The sequence below is a fragment of the Pseudomonas sp. MF7453 genome (assembly GCF_016405455.1).
Classification (GTDB): domain Bacteria; phylum Pseudomonadota; class Gammaproteobacteria; order Pseudomonadales; family Pseudomonadaceae; genus Aquipseudomonas; species Aquipseudomonas paralactis.
The window spans coordinates 682,296-701,042 of record NZ_JAEKCN010000001.1 but is presented as its reverse complement, the minus strand read 5'-3'; the positions used below and the strand labels follow the sequence as shown (position 1 = coordinate 701,042).

Annotated in this window: 19 protein-coding genes; 11 read left to right on the top strand and 8 right to left on the bottom strand. The window is 60.2% G+C overall.

Translation table 11 applies throughout. The features are described from left to right. Positions 1 to 276 precede the first annotated feature (276 nt). Together JFT63_RS03305 and JFT63_RS03300 are read left to right on the top strand one after the other, a co-directional pair. Positions 277 to 879, top strand: a complete 603-nt coding sequence (locus JFT63_RS03305) for a Yip1 family protein (protein WP_057703127.1) — start codon at positions 277 to 279, stop codon at positions 877 to 879. Positions 880 to 1,007: 128 nt separating this feature from the next. After that, on the top strand, positions 1,008 to 1,502 hold the full coding sequence (locus JFT63_RS03300) for a SprT family zinc-dependent metalloprotease (RefSeq protein WP_057703126.1): 495 nt from the start codon (positions 1,008 to 1,010) through the stop codon (positions 1,500 to 1,502). Positions 1,503 to 1,588: 86 nt separating this feature from the next. Here the strand turns inward: JFT63_RS03300 and JFT63_RS03295 are convergent, their stop codons facing one another. Further along, complete coding sequence (locus tag JFT63_RS03295) at positions 1,589 to 2,764, bottom strand: CaiB/BaiF CoA transferase family protein (RefSeq protein ID WP_198843444.1); 1,176 nt, start codon at positions 2,762 to 2,764, stop codon at positions 1,589 to 1,591. Positions 2,765 to 2,920: 156 nt separating this feature from the next. Here JFT63_RS03295 and tusD point away from each other — a divergent pair, with 156 nt between their 5' ends. The 6 genes from tusD to JFT63_RS03265 all read left to right on the top strand — a co-directional run bounded on the left by tusD (position 2,921) and on the right by JFT63_RS03265 (position 6,357). Then, positions 2,921 to 3,313 carry a sulfurtransferase complex subunit TusD gene (tusD, locus tag JFT63_RS03290; protein ID WP_057703124.1) on the top strand — a complete coding sequence of 131 codons (393 nt, stop codon included), beginning with the start codon at positions 2,921 to 2,923 and terminating at the stop codon, positions 3,311 to 3,313. 1 nt (position 3,314) lies between these two features. Then, a complete protein-coding gene (gene tusC, locus JFT63_RS03285; protein WP_198843443.1) occupies positions 3,315 to 3,665 on the top strand; it encodes a sulfurtransferase complex subunit TusC in 351 nt (116 codons plus the stop codon). After that, positions 3,665 to 3,943: a sulfurtransferase complex subunit TusB gene (gene tusB / locus JFT63_RS03280; RefSeq protein WP_198843442.1), complete on the top strand. Its 279-nt coding sequence runs from the start codon at positions 3,665 to 3,667 to the stop codon at positions 3,941 to 3,943. The genes tusC and tusB overlap by 1 nt, the downstream gene beginning before the upstream one ends. Continuing rightward, positions 3,940 to 4,275: a TusE/DsrC/DsvC family sulfur relay protein gene (locus JFT63_RS03275; protein ID WP_198708646.1), complete on the top strand. Its 336-nt coding sequence runs from the start codon at positions 3,940 to 3,942 to the stop codon at positions 4,273 to 4,275. The genes tusB and JFT63_RS03275 overlap by 4 nt, the downstream gene beginning before the upstream one ends. Next, positions 4,272 to 5,273, top strand: a complete 1,002-nt coding sequence (locus JFT63_RS03270) for a glycosyl transferase family protein (RefSeq protein WP_198843441.1) — start codon at positions 4,272 to 4,274, stop codon at positions 5,271 to 5,273. Before JFT63_RS03275 ends, JFT63_RS03270 begins: the two co-directional genes overlap by 4 nt. Positions 5,274 to 5,361: 88 nt before the next feature. Then, positions 5,362 to 6,357 (top strand): glutathione S-transferase family protein, encoded by a 996-nt coding sequence (locus JFT63_RS03265; RefSeq protein ID WP_198843440.1) that lies wholly within the window; start codon positions 5,362 to 5,364, stop codon positions 6,355 to 6,357. 106 nt (positions 6,358 to 6,463) lie between these two features. Here the strand turns inward: JFT63_RS03265 and cysG are convergent, their stop codons facing one another. From cysG to ftsK, 6 genes are read right to left on the bottom strand one after another with little or no spacing between them, the layout of a single operon-like run. Then, a complete protein-coding gene (cysG, locus tag JFT63_RS03260) occupies positions 6,464 to 7,858 on the bottom strand; it encodes a siroheme synthase CysG (protein ID WP_186558590.1) in 1,395 nt (464 codons plus the stop codon). Beyond that, positions 7,859 to 9,139, bottom strand: a complete 1,281-nt coding sequence (serS, locus tag JFT63_RS03255) for a serine--tRNA ligase (RefSeq protein ID WP_198843439.1) — start codon at positions 9,137 to 9,139, stop codon at positions 7,859 to 7,861. A 15-nt stretch (positions 9,140 to 9,154) separates the two neighbouring features. Next, positions 9,155 to 9,529 carry a fluoride efflux transporter CrcB gene (gene crcB, locus JFT63_RS03250; RefSeq protein WP_003192080.1) on the bottom strand — a complete coding sequence of 125 codons (375 nt, stop codon included), beginning with the start codon at positions 9,527 to 9,529 and terminating at the stop codon, positions 9,155 to 9,157. After that, positions 9,526 to 10,851 (bottom strand): replication-associated recombination protein A, encoded by a 1,326-nt coding sequence (locus JFT63_RS03245; RefSeq protein WP_057703116.1) that lies wholly within the window; start codon positions 10,849 to 10,851, stop codon positions 9,526 to 9,528. The genes crcB and JFT63_RS03245 overlap by 4 nt, the downstream gene beginning before the upstream one ends. Positions 10,852 to 10,878: 27 nt before the next feature. Then, positions 10,879 to 11,502, bottom strand: coding sequence for an outer membrane lipoprotein chaperone LolA (gene lolA / locus JFT63_RS03240; protein WP_057703115.1), 624 nt, complete (start codon positions 11,500 to 11,502; stop codon positions 10,879 to 10,881). Between the two features lie 54 nt (positions 11,503 to 11,556). Then, on the bottom strand, positions 11,557 to 13,965 hold the full coding sequence (gene ftsK, locus JFT63_RS03235; protein WP_057703114.1) for a DNA translocase FtsK: 2,409 nt from the start codon (positions 13,963 to 13,965) through the stop codon (positions 11,557 to 11,559). Between the two features lie 498 nt (positions 13,966 to 14,463). On the opposite strand from ftsK, the gene aat reads away from it, so the two are divergent. The 3 genes from aat (at position 14,464) to infA (ending at position 16,227) form a co-directional block, all read left to right on the top strand. Continuing rightward, positions 14,464 to 15,144 (top strand): leucyl/phenylalanyl-tRNA--protein transferase, encoded by a 681-nt coding sequence (aat, locus tag JFT63_RS03230; protein ID WP_198708650.1) that lies wholly within the window; start codon positions 14,464 to 14,466, stop codon positions 15,142 to 15,144. 56 nt (positions 15,145 to 15,200) lie between these two features. Then, a complete protein-coding gene (locus JFT63_RS03225; RefSeq protein WP_186558589.1) occupies positions 15,201 to 15,908 on the top strand; it encodes an arginyltransferase in 708 nt (235 codons plus the stop codon). Positions 15,909 to 16,008: 100 nt separating this feature from the next. Continuing rightward, positions 16,009 to 16,227 carry a translation initiation factor IF-1 gene (gene infA, locus JFT63_RS03220; RefSeq protein ID WP_002553999.1) on the top strand — a complete coding sequence of 73 codons (219 nt, stop codon included), beginning with the start codon at positions 16,009 to 16,011 and terminating at the stop codon, positions 16,225 to 16,227. A gap of 245 nt (positions 16,228 to 16,472) precedes the next feature. Here infA and clpA read toward each other — a convergent pair whose 3' ends face one another. Then, the gene (gene clpA, locus JFT63_RS03215) at positions 16,473 to 18,743 is read right to left on the bottom strand and encodes an ATP-dependent Clp protease ATP-binding subunit ClpA (protein ID WP_198708652.1); all 2,271 of its coding nucleotides are present in this window, start codon (positions 18,741 to 18,743) and stop codon (positions 16,473 to 16,475) included. Positions 18,744 to 18,747 lie beyond the last annotated feature (4 nt).

Here is an 18,747-nt window from a genome sequence, read left to right as displayed (position 1 = left end):
CCTGCGATAGCGGTGTGCCAGTCCACACCTGCGGTCCTGACAGGCCGCCATCGCAGGCAAGCCAGCTCCCCCACTGGATCGCATGAATCCTTACAGACCCCTCCGCGATTAGCCCGCCTGTTTACAGCGCAATTTGCTCTAAAGGCCCTACGGTTATTCCGGTCATCCCTTCCTATACTGCGACTTGAGGTCGCACATCTATCCAGACCTTTCAGGCCATTTGGCCCGTGGGCGCTCCGATGGGGGGCGATGGTAATAACGACAGGAGTGACTGGCATGATCCATCACGTCGTGGGGCTGTTTACCCATCCCGACCAGGAATGGCGGGAAATCCGTGGCGATAAAGAAGAAAGCATCGGCCACATGTACCTCACTCATACCCTGATTCTCGCGGCGATCCCCGCCATTTCCGCCTTTATTGGCACCACTCAGGTTGGCTGGGTCATCGGCAACCGCGCACCGGTGATGCTGACTCAGGAAAGCGCATTGTGGATGACACTCATGTCCTACGCGGCCATGCTTGGCGGCGTGGCAGTGATGGGCGCGTTCATTCACTGGATGGCGCGCACCTACGACGCCAGCCCCAGCATGGCACGCTGTGTGGCGTTTGCCACTTATACCGCCACACCCTTGTTTATCGGCGGGCTGGCGGCGCTCTACCCGCATATGTGGCTGGGCATGGTCGTGGGCACGGCGGCGATTTGCTACACGGTGTATCTGCTGTATGTGGGGCTGCCGACCTTCATGAGTATCGACCCGGACGAAGGCTTCCTGTTTTCCAGCTCGGTATTGGCCGTGGGCCTGGTGGTACTGGTGGCGATCATGGCGTTTACCGTAATCGTCTGGGGCCTGGGCGTCGGGCCGATCTACACCAGTTGACCGAAAAAAACCGTAGGCAAAGCCACCGCAAGGTGGCTTTGTGCGTTATGCATGACCATTCGGCGCCTGACAGATTCGGAAACACCCTGCTTTGCGGCATACTGGGCGCCTCTGGAGATTTGTACAGCATGCCCGAGCAACTCAATACCCGCGTCGAAGATTGTTTCCTGCAAGCCGAATCCTTTTTCAAACGAAGCTTCAAACGCCCCCAGGTCAGCCTCAAGCTGCGGGGCCAGAAAGCCGGTGTCGCGCATTTGCACGAGAACCTGCTGCGCTTCAACCCTCAGTTGTACCGTGAAAACAGCCAACACTTTCTCAAGCAAACCGTGGCCCACGAAGTGGCGCACCTGATTGCCCACCAACTGTTTGGCGAGCGTATCCAGCCCCATGGCGAGGAATGGCAGCTGATCATGCGCGGGGTTTATGAACTGCCGCCGGATCGTTGCCATACCTATGAAGTCAAGCGCCGCCAGGTGACCCGCTATATCTATCGGTGCCCCTGTGCGGACAGCGATTTTCCGTTTTCGGCGCAACGCCATGGCCTGGTGAACCAGGGGCGGCGGTATTTGTGTCGGCGGTGTCGGCAGACCTTGGTGTTCACTGGAGAAACGCGGGTGGAATAAGGGCCTCATCGCAGGCAAGCCAGCTCCCACATTTGGATCTGTGAACACAATCAAAATGTGGCTTGCCTGCGAAAGCGTCGGCTCAGTCAACCTACAACCTTGGCCTGCCGCAATTGCTCTATCCGCTCAATACCGAACCCCAACTCCGCCAGCACCTCATCACTGTGCGCCCCCACCGCCACTCCAATATGCCTGGGCGCCGGCAACCCCTCTGAGAACTTCAGCGGGCAGGCCAATTGCGCTTGTGTCGAGCCATCACCCCGGGGCACCTGGCTGACCAGCTCCCGCGCCTTCAACTGTGGATGCTCCACCGCTTCGCTCAAACTCAACACCGGCTCAACACAGGCATCCACCCCGGCAAACAACTCACATAACTGGTCAAAACTGCGCTTCTCGAACTCCACCTGCAACGCCTGTTTGAGCACGGCCTGGCGTTCGGGCGTCACGCTGTGTGCCGCCAGTTCCGGCCGCCCCAAGGCCGCGCACAGCTGCTGCATGAAACCCGGTTCCAAACTGCCCACCGACATCCAGCGCCCATCGCGTGTGCGGTAGTAGTCATAGAAACTCCCGCCATTGAGCACATGGTTTTCCCATCCGGGCTCTACCCCGCAGGCCAGATAGCCGGCACCGGCCATGGCGTTCAGGCTGAACGAGCAGTCGGTCATGCTCACATCCAGGTATTGGCCCACCCCACTCTGCTGCCGGGCAATCACCGCCGCCAGCAAGCCCACCACGGCGTGCAGCGAACCGCCAGCCAAATCCGCCAGCTGTACGCCCAGAGGCAACGGGCCGGTGTCCTGGCGCCCCGTATGGCTGGCAACGCCGGCCAACGCCAGGTAGTTGATATCGTGCCCGGCGCGATCCTTATAAGGGCCGGTCTGGCCGTAGCCGGTAATCGACACATAAATCAACCGGGGATTGATCGCCTTCAAGGCCTCATAACCCAGCCCCAGGCGCTCCATGACCCCAGGGCGAAACTGTTCGAGCAGGATGTCATGGCCCTTGATCAGCTCACGCACGATCTCCACCGCCTCGGCCTGCTTGAGGTCCAGGGCCAGGCTGCGCTTGTTGCGGTTCAGATACGCATGGCTGGCCGAAGTACCCCGGTCATGGGGCGGCAATACCCGCAACAGGTCCATACGCGTGGGCGATTCGATACGCAGCACCTCGGCGCCCATGTCTGCCAGCATCAGGGAGGCAAACGGGCCGGGCAGCAAGGTGGAAAAATCCAGCACTTTAAGGGACGCCAAGGGACCAGACATAAAGACTCCATTCGGGTTGCGATCACCACAGACTAGGCAGCCGGGCGCCTACCGGCAATCGTCAGAACGATCAACCACAGTGACCGTTTTGATCACGGCGGGCTTTTTCGCGGCGGCGGCTTTATCATTGGCCGACGTTTGTTGGCAGAGTCTTCCATGAAGTTCGCGATTGCACTGTATAGCGCCGCCCACGCGCCCTCCTCGCGCCGCGCCCTGTTGTTCGCGCAGGCAGCGTTGGCCGGCGGGCATGAGATTGTGCGGCTGTTTTTTTATCAGGATGGCGTGTACAGCGCGTCCAGTAACGTCGTTGCGCCCCAGGACGAGCCAGACATTGCGCGCCAATGGCGCGAGTTCGTCAGCCAGCACCAGCTCGACGGTGTGGTGTGCATCGCCGCCGCCTTGCGCCGTGGTGTGCTGAATGCCGAAGAGGCTACGCGCTATCAACGCAGCGCCGTGAATCTGGAGGCACCCTGGGCGTTATCAGGCCTTGGGCAGTTGCATGACGCGATCCAGGATGCCGACCGCCTGATCTGTTTTGGAGGGCCGTGACATGTCCAAATCCCTATTGGTGATCAGCCGCCAGTCCCCGTGGTCCGGGCCGAGTGCGCGGGAAGCGCTGGATATCGTGCTGGCCGGTGGTGCGTTTGACCTGCCCATCGGTCTGCTGTTTCTGGATGACGGTGTGTTCCAACTGGCGCCGCATCAGGCTGCCAACGCCGTGCAACAAAAAGACCTGAGTGCCAACCTGCAGGCATTGGGCCTGTTCGGCGTTGATGATGTATTCGCCTGCGGCCACAGCCTGTCCGCACGCGGGTTGCTGCCGCCCGCCAACGCGCAGACGCTGGACAGCCAAACCATTGGCGAGCTGATTGATCGTTACGACGAGGTGATTACCCTCTGATGTCGACTTTACATGTGGTATCTCACTCCCCCTTTACCGACAGCCGCCTCGACAGCTGCCTGCGCATCTGCGGCGCTCAGGACGCTATCCTGCTGTGTGGCGACGGTGCCTACGCGCTGCACACACCCGCCCTGCCAAGCAAAGGCGTAAAGGTGTTTGTACTGGCCGAAGACATGCTGGCGCGCAACCTGCCGCTTCCCGACTGGGCGGACAGCGTGGATTATCCAGACTTCGTGCAACTGTCGATCGACTACGACAAGGTCAACACCTGGCTATGAACACCCTGACCGTAGGTACGCGCAGCCTGGAGCTGGACAAGGACGGTTATCTTGTCGACCTCAATGACTGGTCCGATGAAGTGGCGCACGCCCTGGCCGCGGCTGAAGCCCTGGAGCTGAGCGCGGATCACTGGGAAATCCTCATGCTGCTGCGCCAGTTCTATAGCGAATTCCAGCTGTCCCCCGCCACACGCCCGCTGATCAAGTACACCGCCTTGAAACTGGGCCCGGAAAAGGGCAACAGCCTGCACCTCAACAAACTATTTAACGGCACTCCCGCCAAACTCGCCGCCAAGCTGGCGGGCCTGCCCAGGCCGACGAATTGCTTATGACCGACTTCGCCCCACTGACCCTCACAACGCCCGAAGAGCACCCCTTTGCACAGTTCGTGCGCATCCTTGGCAAAGGCAAGCGCGGCGCGCGCAACCTCACCCGCGAAGAAGCGCGGCAAGCCATGGGCATGTTGCTTGACGAAAAGGTCGAGGACACTCAGCTCGGCGCCTTCCTGATGCTACTGCGCCATAAGGAAGAAAGCCCGGAAGAACTGGCCGGCTTCACCGAAGCGGTACGCGAACGCCTGCACGCACCAGCGTTGAACGTGGACATCGACTGGCCCACCTACGCCGGCAAAAAGCGTCATCTGCCGTGGTTTCTGCTCGCAGCCAAGTGCCTGGCGCAAAACGGTGTGCGCATCCTGATGCACGGCGGCGGCGCCCACACGGCGGGCCGGTTGTACACCGAGCAACTGCTGGAGACATTACAGATCCCGCTGTGCCGCAATTGGCAGCAGGTGGGAAGTGCCTTCGAGCACGGCAACCTGGCCTTTATCCCGCTGGGCGACTGGGCACCGCAGTTGCAACGCATGATCGACCTGCGCAACACCTTGGGCCTGCGCTCGCCCATCCATTCCCTGGCGCGGCTGCTTAACCCGCTGAATGCACGTTGCGGCCTGCAGAGTATTTTCCATCCGGGCTATCAGGGCGTACATCGTGATGCCAGCGGCCTGCTCGGGGACAATGTGATTGTGGTCAAGGGTGACGGCGGCGAGATCGAGATCAACCCCGACACCGTCAGCCACCTGTATGGCACCAGCGGCGGCCAGAGCTGGGACGAAGAGTGGCCCGCCCTTTCCGCTCAGCGTCACGTCAAACCGGCGACGCTTGAGCCTGAACAGTTGAAAGCGTTGTGGCGCGGCGAGATCGAGGACAGCTACCCGCAACTGGCGCTGATCGCCACCATGGCCCTGGCGCTGCGCGGTCTTGGTCACCCGCGGCAACAGGCGTTTGAATTGGCCCAGCAATACTGGGATGCGCGGAATAAATCGATTTAATCGATCATTCACCCCCGGTCTTTGCGCTTTTAGTTCGAACTCATCCCTTTAGACTGGGCTCCAACGTTTAACAGCCAAGGAGCCAGTCATGGGTTTGCTGATCGAAGGACAGTGGAAAGACCAGTGGTACGAAAGTAGCGCCGATGGCGCTTTTCAACGGGAACAGGCACAACGCCGCCACTGGGTGACCGCCGATGGCGCGCCCGGCCCGAGTGGCGAAGGCGGCTTCAAGGCTGAGGCCGGTCGCTACCACCTCTACGTGTCCCTGGCCTGCCCCTGGGCGCACCGCACCCTGATCCTGCGCAAGCTCAAAGGTCTGGAAAGCCTGATCGATGTCTCAGTGGTCAGCTGGTTGATGCTGGAGAACGGCTGGACCTTCGACAAGGCTCACGGCTCCAGCGGTGACACGCTCGACGGTTTGGACTTCATGCACCAGCGCTACACCGCCGATACTGCCGACTACACCGGCCGCGTCACCGTGCCGGTGCTGTGGGATAAAAAGCTCAAGCGCATCGTCAGCAACGAATCGGCGGAGATCATCCGCATGTTCAACAGCGCGTTCAATGAGCTGACCGGCAATACCCTGGATTTCTATCCCCAAGCCCTGCATTCGACGATCAACAGCCTCAACGAACGCATCTACCCCGCTGTGAACAACGGCGTGTACCGCGCAGGCTTCGCCACCTCACAACAGGCGTATGAAAGTGCGTTTGATGATGTGTTTGCCGAGCTGGATCATTTGGAACAGCACCTGGGCAGCCATCGTTATCTGGCCGGCGAGTACCTGACCGAAGCCGATGTGCGGCTGTTCACCACGCTGATTCGTTTTGATGCGGTGTACTACAGCCACTTCAAATGCAACCTGCGGCGGATCGCCGATTACTCGAATTTGTCGAATTGGCTAAGGGAGATGTACCAGTGGCCGGGTGTGGCCGAGACGGTGAATTTCGAGCATATCAAGGGGCATTACTATGCCAGCCATCGCACGATCAACCCGACGGGGATTGTGCCGAAGGGGCCGTTGCAGGGGTTTGATAACAGCCATGATAGAGCGCGGCTGCCAGGTAAAGGTGTCTTTGGCTAATCCGGATCATCGGTTGTAATTAGATGGCCTCATCAGGGGCAAGCCCCCTCCCACACTTGGAATGCATTCCAATGTGGGAGGGGGCAAGCCCCCGATGCTTTTGAGGTCAGACTTGGGACTGAGCGCCCTCGAACCACTTGAGCTTCTCGCGCAGCACCACTACCTCACCCACGATCACCAGTGTCGGCGCATGTACTTCATGCTCCGCCACCATGCGCGGCAAGTCCGCCAGGGTGCCGGTAAACACGCGCTGGTTGGACGTGGTGCCCTGCTGGATCAAGGCAGCCGGTGTGTCCGCCGAGCGCCCGTGCTTGATCAACTGCTCGCAAATGATCGGCAAGCCAATCAAGCCCATGTAGAACACCAGAGTCTGCGACGGCCCGACCAGGTCCTGCCAGGGCAGATCCGAGGTGTTGTTCTTCAGGTGCCCGGTGATAAAGCGCACCGATTGCGCATAGTCACGATGCGTCAGCGGAATGCCCGCATACGCCGCGCAACCACTGGCCGCCGTAATCCCCGGCACCACCTGGAACGGGATGCCATGGGCCGCCAATTCCTCGATCTCTTCGCCACCACGCCCAAAAATGAACGGATCGCCGCCCTTGAGGCGCAGCACACGCTTGCCTTGCTTGGCCAGGTCCACCAATTGCTGGTTGATCTGGTCCTGGGGCACGGCGTGATCGGCACGCCGTTTGCCGACATACACGCGCTCGGCATCACGACGGCATAGTTCCAGGATTGCTGGCGCCACAAGGCGGTCATACAGCACCACATCGGCCTGCTGCATCAGGCGCAACGCACGAAAGGTGAGCAAATCCGGGTCGCCCGGGCCCGCCCCCACCAGGTACACCTCACCGGGGGCATAAGGTGGCGCGCCATTGACCTTTTCGATCAACAGGCGCTCAGCTTCAGCGCCCTGCCCAGCCAGTTGACGGTCGGCAATCGGCCCCTGAAATACTTCTTCCCAGAACGCCCGGCGCTGCTGCACATCCGGGTACAAACCTTTGACCTGGGCGCGAAAACGCGCCGCCAAACCGGCCAGTTGGCCGTAGGTGGAAGGTATCCAGGTTTCCAGCTTGGCACGGATCAAACGCGCCAATACCGGCGCGTCGCCGCCGCTGGACACCGCAATCACCAAGGGTGAACGGTCGACAATCGCCGGGAAGATCACGCTGCACAAGGCCGGCGCGTCCACGACGTTGACCGGCACGCAACGGCGCTTGGCCTCACTGGACACTTGCGCGTTCAGCGGCTCATCGTCCGTTGCCGCGATGATCAGGGTGCAACCCTCAAGGTCGGCCTCCTGGTAACCGCGCAAAATCAGTTCTCCGCCACTGCCCAGTACCAGTTCACGCAACTGGTCTTCGATCTGGGGAGCAACCACCCGCAGCAACGCACCGGCGTCGGCCAGCAGCCGGGATTTGCGCAAGGCAATCTCCCCGCCACCGACGACCAACACTCGACTGCCGCGCAGGTTATGAAACAGCGGCAGAAATTCCATTTAGGCGATGACCTCAACGCCGCCCATGTACGGCTTGAGCACCTCAGGCACACGGATCGAACCGTCGGCCTGCTGGTAGTTTTCCAGCACGGCCACCAGGGTACGGCCTACGGCCAGGCCCGAACCGTTAAGGGTGTGCACCAACTCCGGTTTGCCGGTTTCCGGGTTACGGAAACGCGCTTGCATACGACGGGCCTGGAAATCACCGCAGTTGGAGCACGACGAAATTTCGCGGTACTTGTCCTGGCTCGGCACCCACACTTCCAAATCGTAGGTCTTCACGGCGCTGAAGCCCATGTCGCCGGTGCACAACGCCAGTACGCGGTAAGGCAGCTCCAGCAGTTGCAGCACGCGTTCGGCATTGGCGGTCAGGCCTTCCAGAGCTTCCATGGAGGTCGACGGTTCTACTACCTGAACCATCTCGACCTTGTCGAACTGGTGTTGGCGGATCATGCCGCGGGTGTCGCGGCCCGACGCGCCGGCTTCGCTACGGAAGCACGGGCTGTGGGCAACCAGTTTCAACGGCAGTTGCTTGGCGTCGAGGATTTCGCCGGCGACGATATTGGTCAGCGACACTTCGGCCGTCGGGATCAGGTACAGGTCGGCTTCGCCGTCACGAGTGATCTTGAACAGGTCTTCCTCGAATTTCGGCAGCTGGCTGGTGCCCATCAACGCCGGCGCCTGGACCAGGTACGGGGTGTAGGCTTCTTCGTAGCCGTGCTCGCCGGTGTGCAGGTTGATCATGAACTGGGCCAGCGCACGGTGCATACGCGCGATCGGGCCACGCAGCAAGGCGAAACGGGCACCGGACATTTTTGCCGCGGTCTCGAAATCCAGGCCACCGGTCAATTCACCCAGGGCCACATGATCCTTGATCTCGAAATCGAAGGCTTTGGGCGTGCCCCAACGGCGAACTTCAACGTTGCCGTCTTCGTCTTCGCCGACCGGTACGGATTCGTGGGGCAGGTTCGGAATGCCCAGCAGGATCGAATCCAGCTCGGTCTGGATGCCTTCCAGCTCGATTTTGCCGTCGGACAGCTCAGTGCCCATACGCTCGACATCCGCCATCAGCGGCGCGATGTCTTCACCGCGCTGTTTGGCCTGGCCAATGGATTTGGAACGCGCATTACGCTCAGCCTGCAGTGCTTCGGTGCGGGTCTGGACGGTCTTGCGCTGTTCTTCCAGCGCTTCGATGCGCGCAACATCCAAGGCAAAGCCACGGGATGCCAGGCGGTCCGCTACGTCCTGAAGGTTGCTACGTAACAGTTTGGAATCGAGCATGTCGGTCTCTCGTTATCAAAGTTTGGTCAAGGACAGGCCAGCCCAGGTGGCGAGCAGCCCGCCGAATACGCTGATGGCCGCATAGCCAATCGCCAGCGGCACTTGCCCGCTTTCCAGCAGGCGCACGGTATCCAGTGAAAAGGATGAAAAAGTCGTCAGGCCGCCAAGAAAGCCAACCATCAGGCCGGCACGTACCTCGACAGGCACTTCCGGGCGTAACAAAAACAGGCCGTATAACACGCCGATCAACAGGCAGCCCACGATATTAACGGCGAGCGTCGCCGTATAGAAGTGTTTCGGCCAATTGGCATTGATCCAATTACCGGTGGCGAAGCGCAGCAGTGTACCGGCGATACCTCCAGCCGAGACGGCAACCACCAAAGGAATCATGATTTTCTCCGCTTTCTAGGGCTCAGACGGTCGAGTTGGGCCAGGTGATTGAGCTTTTCACCGATCTTCAGCTCCAGGCCACGGGGCACCGGCTGGTAGAGCGGCAACGGTTCCAGCGCGTCGGGGAAGTAGTCTTCGCCGGCCGCATAGGCATCCGGTTCGTCATGGGCGTAGCGATATTCGTCACCGTAACCCAACTGCTTCATCAGTTTGGTCGGCGCGTTGCGCAAGTGCATCGGCACTTCCAGCGAGCCATGTTCGGCCGCCGCCCGCAGCGCCGACTTGAAGCCCATGTACACCGCATTGCTTTTGGGTGCGCAGGCCAGGTAAGTGATGGCCTGAGCCACGGCCAGCTCGCCTTCGGGGCTGCCGAGGCGCTCCTGCACGTCCCAGGCGGCGAGGCACAGGCTCAGGGCACGCGGGTCGGCATTGCCGATGTCTTCGCTGGCCATGCGCACCACGCGACGGGCCAGGTACAGCGGATCGCAACCGCCGTCGATCATGCGCGCAAACCAGTACAGCGCACCGTCCGGGTTGGAGCCGCGCACAGACTTGTGCAGCGCGGAAATCTGGTCGTAGAACGCTTCACCGCCCTTGTCGAAGCGCCGACGCGTATCACCCAACAGGCTTTGCAACAGGTCGACGCCAATTTCGCCGCCGTCTTCGGCCAGGTCCGAGGCGTTCTCCAGCAGGTTGAGAAAACGCCTGCCATCGCCATCGGCGGCGGTCAGCAGGATCTTGAAGCCCTCTTCACTGACACTCAGATGGCGCTTGCCCAGGCCTTTGTCTTCATTCAAGGCCCGCTGCAGCAGCTTTTGCATCGCCGCTTCGTCCAGGCTTTTGAGCACGTAGACGCGCGCTCGCGACAGCAAGGCGTTGTTGAGCTCAAACGAAGGGTTTTCAGTGGTGGCACCGATAAAGATCAAGGTGCCGTCTTCAACATACGGCAGGAACGCATCCTGCTGCGACTTGTTGAAGCGATGCACTTCGTCGACAAACAGGATGGTGCGCTTGCCGTACTGGCCGGCCTGCTGTTTGGCGACTTCCACCGCCTGGCGGATTTCCTTGACCCCGGCGAGTACCGCCGAGACCGTTTCAAAGTGGGCATCCGAGACTTTCGCCAGCAGCCGCGCCAGGGTGGTTTTGCCCACACCCGGCGGCCCCCAGAAAATCATCGAATGCAACGCACCCTGCTCCAGGGCTTCGCGCAAAGGCTTGCCGCGAGCGAGCAGGTGCTCCTGACCGACGTACTCATCCAGGTTGGTCGAACGCAAGCGTGCGGCCAGGGGCTGGGCAATCGGGTCACTTCGAAACAGATCCATGGGCAGCGCTTGAAACCTCTGGGCAGGTTATTCCTGGATCACGTCGGCACCCTTGGGGATGTCGAACTTGAACTTGGAAGCGGGCACCGGCTGGTTGGCCTTGACCCCGGAGAACAGGATATCGGTGCGCTGGCCAACGCTGTCAATCAGGCGCATGTTATTGATCACACCGTTGCCGAAGGACAGGGACAGCGAGTCAAACAACGTGTCCCTGGATTTTGGCTTGAGGGTGAACTCAATGACGTTGCTGGTCTGCTTGGAAGTGACGTCGAAGCTGTCGTTGATTTTCGACACGTCACCCGACAGCAGCAGTGCCGGGGTCTGGTTCAGGCGTGGATCGAGCTTCTTGATGGTCGCCTGCTCCAGGTCCGGGTCCCAGAGGGTGACTTTCTGGCCATCGGAAACGATGGTCTGCTCAGCCTTGCCTTCGGTATGCCAATAGAACAGCCCCGGGCGCTGCACGGCCATTTCACCGGCGGTTTCCTGCAACTGGGTGCCGCCGGCATCCAGGGTCAGCTGGGAAAAGCGCGCCGTCAGGGTCTGGGATTTGTCCAGCAGGTTCTTCAGGCTGGCGACGGAAGCCGGGTCAGCGTGAGCCGAAACAGCAGTCAGGGCCAGTGCCGGCAACAACAGCATGCGGATAAAGCGCATGGGAGTCCTCATTGAGTAGTCAGAGCGTGCCGCGTGTTGCCACGCGGCACGGGATCAGTCGCGCATCTGCCCGGGGGCGATGATTTCACGCGAGCCGTTGGTGTTCATTGCGGTGACGACGCCAGCGTGTTCCATGGCTTCGATCATGCGGGCAGCGCGGTTGTAGCCGATTTTCAACTTGCGCTGCACCGCAGAGATGGAGGCGCGACGGCTTTCGAGCACGAAAGCCACGGCTTCATCGTACAGCGCGTCGGTTTCGGCATCGTCGTCGCCACCGCCGCTGCCACCGTCAAAGCCGCTGCCGGCCTCTTCGACGCCCGCGAGGATGTCGTCGTTGTATTCAGGTGCGCCGCGCAGTTTCCAGGCTTCGACCACGCGGTGTACTTCGTCATCGGACACAAAGGCACCGTGCACACGGATCGGCAGGCTGGTGCCCGGCGGCATGTAGAGCATGTCACCATGGCCCAGCAGTTGCTCGGCGCCACCCTGATCGATGATGGTCCGTGAGTCGATCTTGCTCGATACCTGGAACGCCATACGCGTCGGGATGTTGGCCTTGATCAGGCCGGTGATCACATCCACCGACGGGCGCTGAGTCGCAAGGATCAAGTGAATACCGGCAGCACGCGCCTTCTGGGCAATACGGGCGATCAATTCTTCAACCTTCTTGCCGACGATCATCATCATGTCGGCGAATTCGTCGACCACCACCACGATGGTCGGCAGCTTGGTCAGCAGCGGTGCCTCGTCGTGAATGCTTTCGCGCTTGTACAGCGGGTCGGTGAGCGGCTCGCCGGCGTCCTGAGCTTCCTTGACCTTGGCGTTGAAGCCCGACAGGTTACGAACACCCATCTTGGCCATCAGCTTATAGCGGCGCTCCATCTCGGCAACGCTCCAGCGCAGGGCGTTGGCAGCGTCCTTCATGTCGGTGACCACCGGGCACAGCAGGTGCGGAATGCCTTCGTAGATCGACAGCTCCAACATTTTCGGGTCGATCATGATCAGCTTGGCGTCATCCGGCCCGGACTTGAACAGGATCGACAGGATCATGGCGTTCACACCCACCGACTTACCGGAACCGGTGGTACCGGCTACCAGCAGGTGAGGCATTTTCGCCAGGTCGGTGATCACCGGCTTGCCGCCGATGTCGTGGCCGAGGGCCAGGGTGACCGGCGATTTGAAATTGTCGTACTCGGGGGTCGACAGCACTTCGGAGAAACGCACGATCTGGCGGTCTTCGTTGGGAATTTCGATACCCACGGTAGTTTTGCCGGGGATCACTTCAACCACACGCACGCTGGTCACGGCCAGGGAACGCGCCAGGTCTTTGGCCAGGTTGGAAATGCGGCTGACTTTTACACCGGCGGCCGGCTGGATTTCGTAACGGGTAATCACAGGGCCCGGATGGATCGAATCCACCGACACTTCGACGCCGAACTCCTTGAGCTTGATTTCCAGCAGGTGGCCGACAGCCGCCAGGGATTCGGGGGAATAATTGAGCTGTTTCTTTTCTGCCGGGTCGAGAATCGAGATCGGCGGCAAGGTGCCCTCGACGGCGCTGTCGATAAACAGCGGGGCCTGTTTCTCTTTCTGTACGCGATGGCTGGGTTCCGGCGCCTTGGGCGGTGCCGGAGCGATCACTGGCGGTACCTGCTTCTCGCGATCCGACATGTGCTTGCTCAGGGCCTGCTCGCGCTCGATCAAGCGCTCCTTGACCTTGGCCTGCTCGCGCCGATCCGGCGTGCTTGGAGCCACCACCTCGTTGACACGGGTGTCGACCTCACGCAGCTGCGCCACCATTTGCTTGCGCTCGACACGGGCGGCCCACCAGCGGTTGGCCGCGCCCTGGAACAATTCGAACAGGTCGAGGGTGATCTTGCCGGTTACGTCCATCACCTTGAACCATGACAGGTCGGTGAATACCGTGAGGCCGAACAGGAACAGCGCGATGAACATCAGGGTGCTGCCCTGGATATTCAGTGTACGGCGTGCCAGGTCACCGAGGCTTTCGCCCAGGGCCCCGCCCGCACCCGCCGGCAGGCCGGTCGGTGCATGGAAGTGGATATGCGCCAGCGCCGCGCCGGACAGCACCAGGAATACCAGACCGATCAGGCGCCAGGAGAACAGCCAGCCGCTCCACTGCCATGGCTCGTGACGCTGACGGAAGATCTGCCAGGTTTTGATCGCCAGCAGCAGCGGGAAAATGTACGCGAAATACCCCAGGATCATGAACAGTATATCGGCACTGTAGGACCCTACCGGCCCACCGAAATTCTGCACATCGTCGATCTTGCTGTTATGGCTCCAGCCCGGATCGTCCTTGCCATAGGTGAGCAAGGCCATCATCAGGAACAGGCACAGGGCACCGATGGCAATCAGTGCGCCTTCCTTGAGTCGGTAATGCAGGTGCTGGCGCCAGGCCGGTACGACTGCTGCTTTGGGTGCTGCGGCGGATTTCTTCAAAACGGGTCTTTTCCTGCGCCTTTAGCGCGTCCATCTGTTGAATGACGACACATGACTGCTCTATCCCGAGCAGCTGAAAAATGAACGTATGTTGCTGAATCTACTTTTAACACCAGGTCTTGGATAGGTGAAATGGCGATAACGCCACAATGGCCGCATTGTACGGGTTTGCGTGCGCGATGCCACACACTTGCCTTCACCTGGCAGCCTTGGCAATTGACGTATCAAAGCCTGTTCAATTTGAGCATGCATTGCCTTTGCTGACAAAGGCTTATGAGCTGTATCTGGCAATCCAGGCAAACTTGGCAAATGGCTGGCATGTGCCAGACCCGATTACGACCGCGCCTTATGCACAGAGTTGCAGAAACACCCGCTCATGCTAATGCGCAATCACAGCTTAATCGGGCTGGCCCCCTGGCGCCGGGTCGACAATAATCAACGCTTGTGTGACAGACGCCTTGCCTGTCTCTCCCCTCCCCTTCCGTAAGCCTGGATGCCATGCTGACCTGGTTACAACGCGACAACCTGACTTTCCCGCCCCTGGCCAAGGCCATGCGCGAACCCAATGGCCTGCTCGCCGCCGGTGGCGACCTGTCGGCCGAACGCCTGATCCAGGCCTATCGCCATGGCTGCTTCCCATGGTTCTCCGAAGGTCAGCCCATCCTCTGGTGGTCACCCGACCCGCGCACGGTGATCTTCCCCGACGAACTGCACGTATCCCGCAGCCTCGGCAAGTTATTGCGCCAACGCCGTTATACCGTGACCTTCGATCAGGATTTCGCCGCCGTCATCAAGGCCTGCGCAGCACCGCGCGCCTACGCGGATGGCACCTGGATCACCGAGGGCATCCAGGACGCCTACCTTGCGCTGCACCAGCGCGGCTACGCCCACTCTGTGGAAGTGTGGGACCAGGGCGAACTGGTAGGCGGCCTGTATGGCCTGGCGATGGGCCAGCTGTTTTTTGGCGAATCCATGTTCAGCCGCGCCGACAACGCCTCGAAATTCGGTTTCGCCACCTTGACCCGTCAATTACAGGCGTGGGGCTTTGTGCTGATCGACTGCCAGATGCCCAATGATCACCTGCACAGCCTCGGTGCCCGCGCCATATCACGCAGCGACTTTGCCGATTTCCTGCGCAAACATTTGGACCAACCCAGCTCTGGACCGTGGGTTTCATAGGCGACTTTCGCCTACCTGGCTTACACTTATTCCAAAGCTTATCCCGAGGGTTGATCATGACCGAGCTGGCGCGCTTGAAGTTCTATGCCACTCAAGCCCACTCTTGCAGCTATCTGCCCGACGAGCAGGCCACCACGCTGTTCCTCGACCCCAGCCAGCCGATGGACGTGCACGTGTACGCCGACCTGTCCGAGATGGGGTTTCGGCGCAGCGGCGATCATCTGTACCGTCCACACTGCCAAAATTGCAACGCCTGTGTGCCGGCTCGCATTCCGGCCGCGCAATTTCTGCCCGATCGCAATCAGAAGCGCATCTTCAAACGCAATGCCGACCTGACGGTGAATGCGGTCAAGCCGCAGTACAGCGAAGAATATTTCGATCTTTATCAGCGCTACATCGAGCAACGCCATGCCGATGGCGATATGTTCCCGCCCAGCCGTGATCAGTTTTCCACCTTCCTGGTTCGTGATCTGCCGTTCTCGCGGTTTTACGAGTTCCGCCTCAACGGACGGCTGCTGGCGGTGGCGGTGACCGATCTGCTGCCCAACGGCCTGTCGGCGGTGTACACCTTCTATGAGCCCGAGGAGGAACGCCGCAGCCTTGGGCGCTTTGCGATCCTCTGGCAAATAGGGGAAGCACTGCGCCTGGAACTGGAAGCGGTGTACCTCGGATACTGGATCAAGAACTGCAAAAAGATGAACTACAAGACCCAATATCGGCCCATTGAGCTGCTGATTAATCAAAGATGGGTCACACTTAACTAGAACCCCTTGGCTTGAACCCCCTTTTTCGGGCACAATGCACGCCGCTTTTGCCTGGCGCAGTTGCACCGGGCCATTCACTGGATACCGAGGGCTTTACTGCATGTCGAAAGAAGACAGCTTCGAAATGGAAGGCACTGTCGTCGACACCCTGCCCAACACCATGTTTCGTGTGGAGTTGGAAAATGGGCACGTCGTAACCGCGCATATCTCCGGCAAGATGCGCAAGAACTACATTCGTATTCTTACCGGTGACAAAGTGCGCGTCGAGCTGACGCCCTATGACTTGAGCAAAGGGCGCATCACTTACCGCGCTCGCTAAGCAAGTCAATACAAAACGCCCGGTTATGCCGGGCGTTTTTGTGTGCGCAGGATTTAACAGTCACTACTTGCCCCTGTGGGAGCTGGCTTGCCTGCGATAGCGGCGGGTCAGAATATAGATGGGCTATTGAAGGACCGCCATCGCAGGCAAGCCAACTCCCACAGTTGACCGTCATTGCTTCGTAAATAGTATTTCAGGCAGCAAAAAGGCGCCTTTCGGCGCCTTTTGGTGTTACTGAACAACGATCAGGCCATTTCCGCCGTGGTCTCGAACTCGAAGGTCAGCTCGCCATCCTTCAGGTCGATATGCACCACGCCGCCATGATCGGAGAGTTCGCCGAACAGGATCTCTTCGGCCAGTGGCCGTTTGATCTTGTCCTGGATCAGACGCGCCATTGGGCGTGCGCCCATTGCCGCATCGTACCCGCCTTCTGCGATCCAGCTGCGGGCCGCTTCCGTCACATCCAGCTGCACGCGCTTGTCTTCCAACTGCGCTTGAAGCTCGGTGAGGAACTTGTCCACCACGCTCTTGATAACCTCATGGCTGAGGCGACCAAACTGGATAATGGTGTCCAGACGGTTGCGGAACTCCGGCGTGAAGCTCTTCTTGATCACTTCCATTGCATCGGAAGAGTGATCCTGATGCGTAAAGCCGATAGAAGCTCGCGCAGCCGTTTCGGCACCGGCGTTGGTGGTCATGATCACGATCACATTGCGGAAATCCGCCTTGCGCCCGTTGTTATCGGTCAGCGTCCCGTGGTCCATGACCTGCAACAGCAGATTGAAGACTTCCGGGTGAGCCTTTTCGATTTCATCGAGCAGCAATACGCAATGTGGCTGCTTGGTGATCGCTTCGGTCAACAAGCCGCCCTGGTCGAAACCGACATAGCCCGGAGGCGCACCGATCAGACGCGACACGGTGTGACGCTCCATGTACTCGGACATGTCGAAACGGACCAGCTCGATCCCCATGGCCTTGGCCAGTTGCCGCGCCGCCTCGGTCTTGCCGACGCCGGTAGGCCCTGCGAACAGGAACGAACCGACCGGTTTGTCCGGCGACTTGAGCCCCGCACGGGACAGCTTGATGGCGGTGGACAGCGAGTCGATCGCCGCATCCTGACCGAACACGGTGAGCTTGAGGTCGCGCTCCAGGTTACGCAGCAGCTCCTTGTCGGAACTGGTGACGTGTTTTGGCGGAATCCGCGCGATCTTCGCCACGATGTCCTCGACCTGAGGCACGTCGATACGCTTCACACGCTTCTCGACCGGCTGCAGGCGCTGATAGGCACCCGCCTCGTCGATGACGTCGATGGCCTTGTCCGGCATGTGCCGGTCATTGATGTAGCGCGAGGCCAGCTCAGCCGCCGAACGCAGAGCCTCATCGGTGTACTCGATGCCATGGTGCGCTTCAAAGCGCCCCTTGAGGCCGCGAAGAATGCCAATGGTGTCTTCAACCGAAGGCTCGGACACGTCGACCTTCTGGAAGCGCCGCGCCAGGGCACGGTCTTTTTCGAAGATCCCGCGAAATTCCTGGAAGGTGGTCGAACCGATGCAGCGGATATCACCCGAAGACAGCAATGGCTTGAGCAGGTTGGAGGCGTCCATCACCCCACCGGAAGCCGCACCGGCACCAATGATGGTGTGAATCTCGTCAATGAACAGGATCGCCTGCGGGCGTTTTTTCAGCTCGCCGAGCAGCGCCTTGAAGCGCTTCTCGAAGTCGCCACGGTACTTGGTCCCGGCGAGCAATGCGCCCAGATCAAGGGAGTAGACGACGCTGTTGGCCAGCAGGTCCGGTACCTGATTGTCGACAATGCGCTTGGCCAGGCCTTCGGCAATCGCGGTTTTACCCACGCCCGCCTCACCCACCAGCAACGGGTTGTTCTTGCGGCGCCGCGCGAGAATCTGCGCTACACGCTCGACCTCGTGCTCACGCCCCACCAGTGGATCGATCCGCCCCTGCCGCGCCATCTCATTGAGATTGCTGGCATAGGCATCCAGCGGGTTGCTGGAAGAAGAAGACTCACCGCCCTCTTCGTCCTGCATATCCTGCTCACCCTCGGAATGATCGCCGTGCCCGGGCACCTTGGAGATACCGTGGGCGATGTAATTGACCACATCGATACGGGCAACGCTCTGCTGCTTGAGCAGAAACACGGCCTGGCTTTCCTGTTCGCTGAAAATCGCCACCAGCACGTTCGCGCCTGTGACCTCACGCTTACCGGAGCTCTGTACGTGGAAGACAGCACGCTGCAATACCCGCTGGAAGCCCAGGGTTGGCTGGGTCTCGCGGTCCTCGTCATGCACGGGGATCAGTGGCGTGGTGGAGTCGATAAACTCCTGCAGGTCATGCTTGAGTTTGTCGAGGTTGGCGCCGCACGCACGCAGAACGGTGGCGGCAGCTTCATTATCCAAAAGTGCCAGCAAAAGGTGCTCGACGGTCATGAATTCATGACGCTTCGAACGAGCCTCCTTGAAGGCAAGATTGAGGGTGACTTCGAGCTCGCGGTTTAACATAGCT

Coding starts and splice junctions, on each gene's coding strand:
- infA (WP_002553999.1), top strand. CDS start 16,009: ATGTCGAAAGAAGACAGCTTCGAAATGGAAGGCACTGTCGTCGACACC.
- JFT63_RS03300 (WP_057703126.1), top strand. CDS start 1,008: ATGCCCGAGCAACTCAATACCCGCGTCGAAGATTGTTTCCTGCAAGCC.
- tusC (WP_198843443.1), top strand. CDS start 3,315: ATGTCCAAATCCCTATTGGTGATCAGCCGCCAGTCCCCGTGGTCCGGG.
- serS (WP_198843439.1), bottom strand. CDS start 9,139: ATGCTCGATTCCAAACTGTTACGTAGCAACCTTCAGGACGTAGCGGAC.
- crcB (WP_003192080.1), bottom strand. CDS start 9,529: ATGATTCCTTTGGTGGTTGCCGTCTCGGCTGGAGGTATCGCCGGTACA.
- JFT63_RS03265 (WP_198843440.1), top strand. CDS start 5,362: ATGGGTTTGCTGATCGAAGGACAGTGGAAAGACCAGTGGTACGAAAGT.
- tusB (WP_198843442.1), top strand. CDS start 3,665: ATGTCGACTTTACATGTGGTATCTCACTCCCCCTTTACCGACAGCCGC.
- JFT63_RS03305 (WP_057703127.1), top strand. CDS start 277: ATGATCCATCACGTCGTGGGGCTGTTTACCCATCCCGACCAGGAATGG.
- JFT63_RS03295 (WP_198843444.1), bottom strand. CDS start 2,764: ATGTCTGGTCCCTTGGCGTCCCTTAAAGTGCTGGATTTTTCCACCTTG.
- JFT63_RS03225 (WP_186558589.1), top strand. CDS start 15,201: ATGACCGAGCTGGCGCGCTTGAAGTTCTATGCCACTCAAGCCCACTCT.
- JFT63_RS03270 (WP_198843441.1), top strand. CDS start 4,272: ATGACCGACTTCGCCCCACTGACCCTCACAACGCCCGAAGAGCACCCC.
- lolA (WP_057703115.1), bottom strand. CDS start 11,502: ATGCGCTTTATCCGCATGCTGTTGTTGCCGGCACTGGCCCTGACTGCT.
- aat (WP_198708650.1), top strand. CDS start 14,464: ATGCTGACCTGGTTACAACGCGACAACCTGACTTTCCCGCCCCTGGCC.
- JFT63_RS03245 (WP_057703116.1), bottom strand. CDS start 10,851: ATGGATCTGTTTCGAAGTGACCCGATTGCCCAGCCCCTGGCCGCACGC.
- tusD (WP_057703124.1), top strand. CDS start 2,921: ATGAAGTTCGCGATTGCACTGTATAGCGCCGCCCACGCGCCCTCCTCG.
- cysG (WP_186558590.1), bottom strand. CDS start 7,858: ATGGAATTTCTGCCGCTGTTTCATAACCTGCGCGGCAGTCGAGTGTTG.
- clpA (WP_198708652.1), bottom strand. CDS start 18,743: ATGTTAAACCGCGAGCTCGAAGTCACCCTCAATCTTGCCTTCAAGGAG.
- JFT63_RS03275 (WP_198708646.1), top strand. CDS start 3,940: ATGAACACCCTGACCGTAGGTACGCGCAGCCTGGAGCTGGACAAGGAC.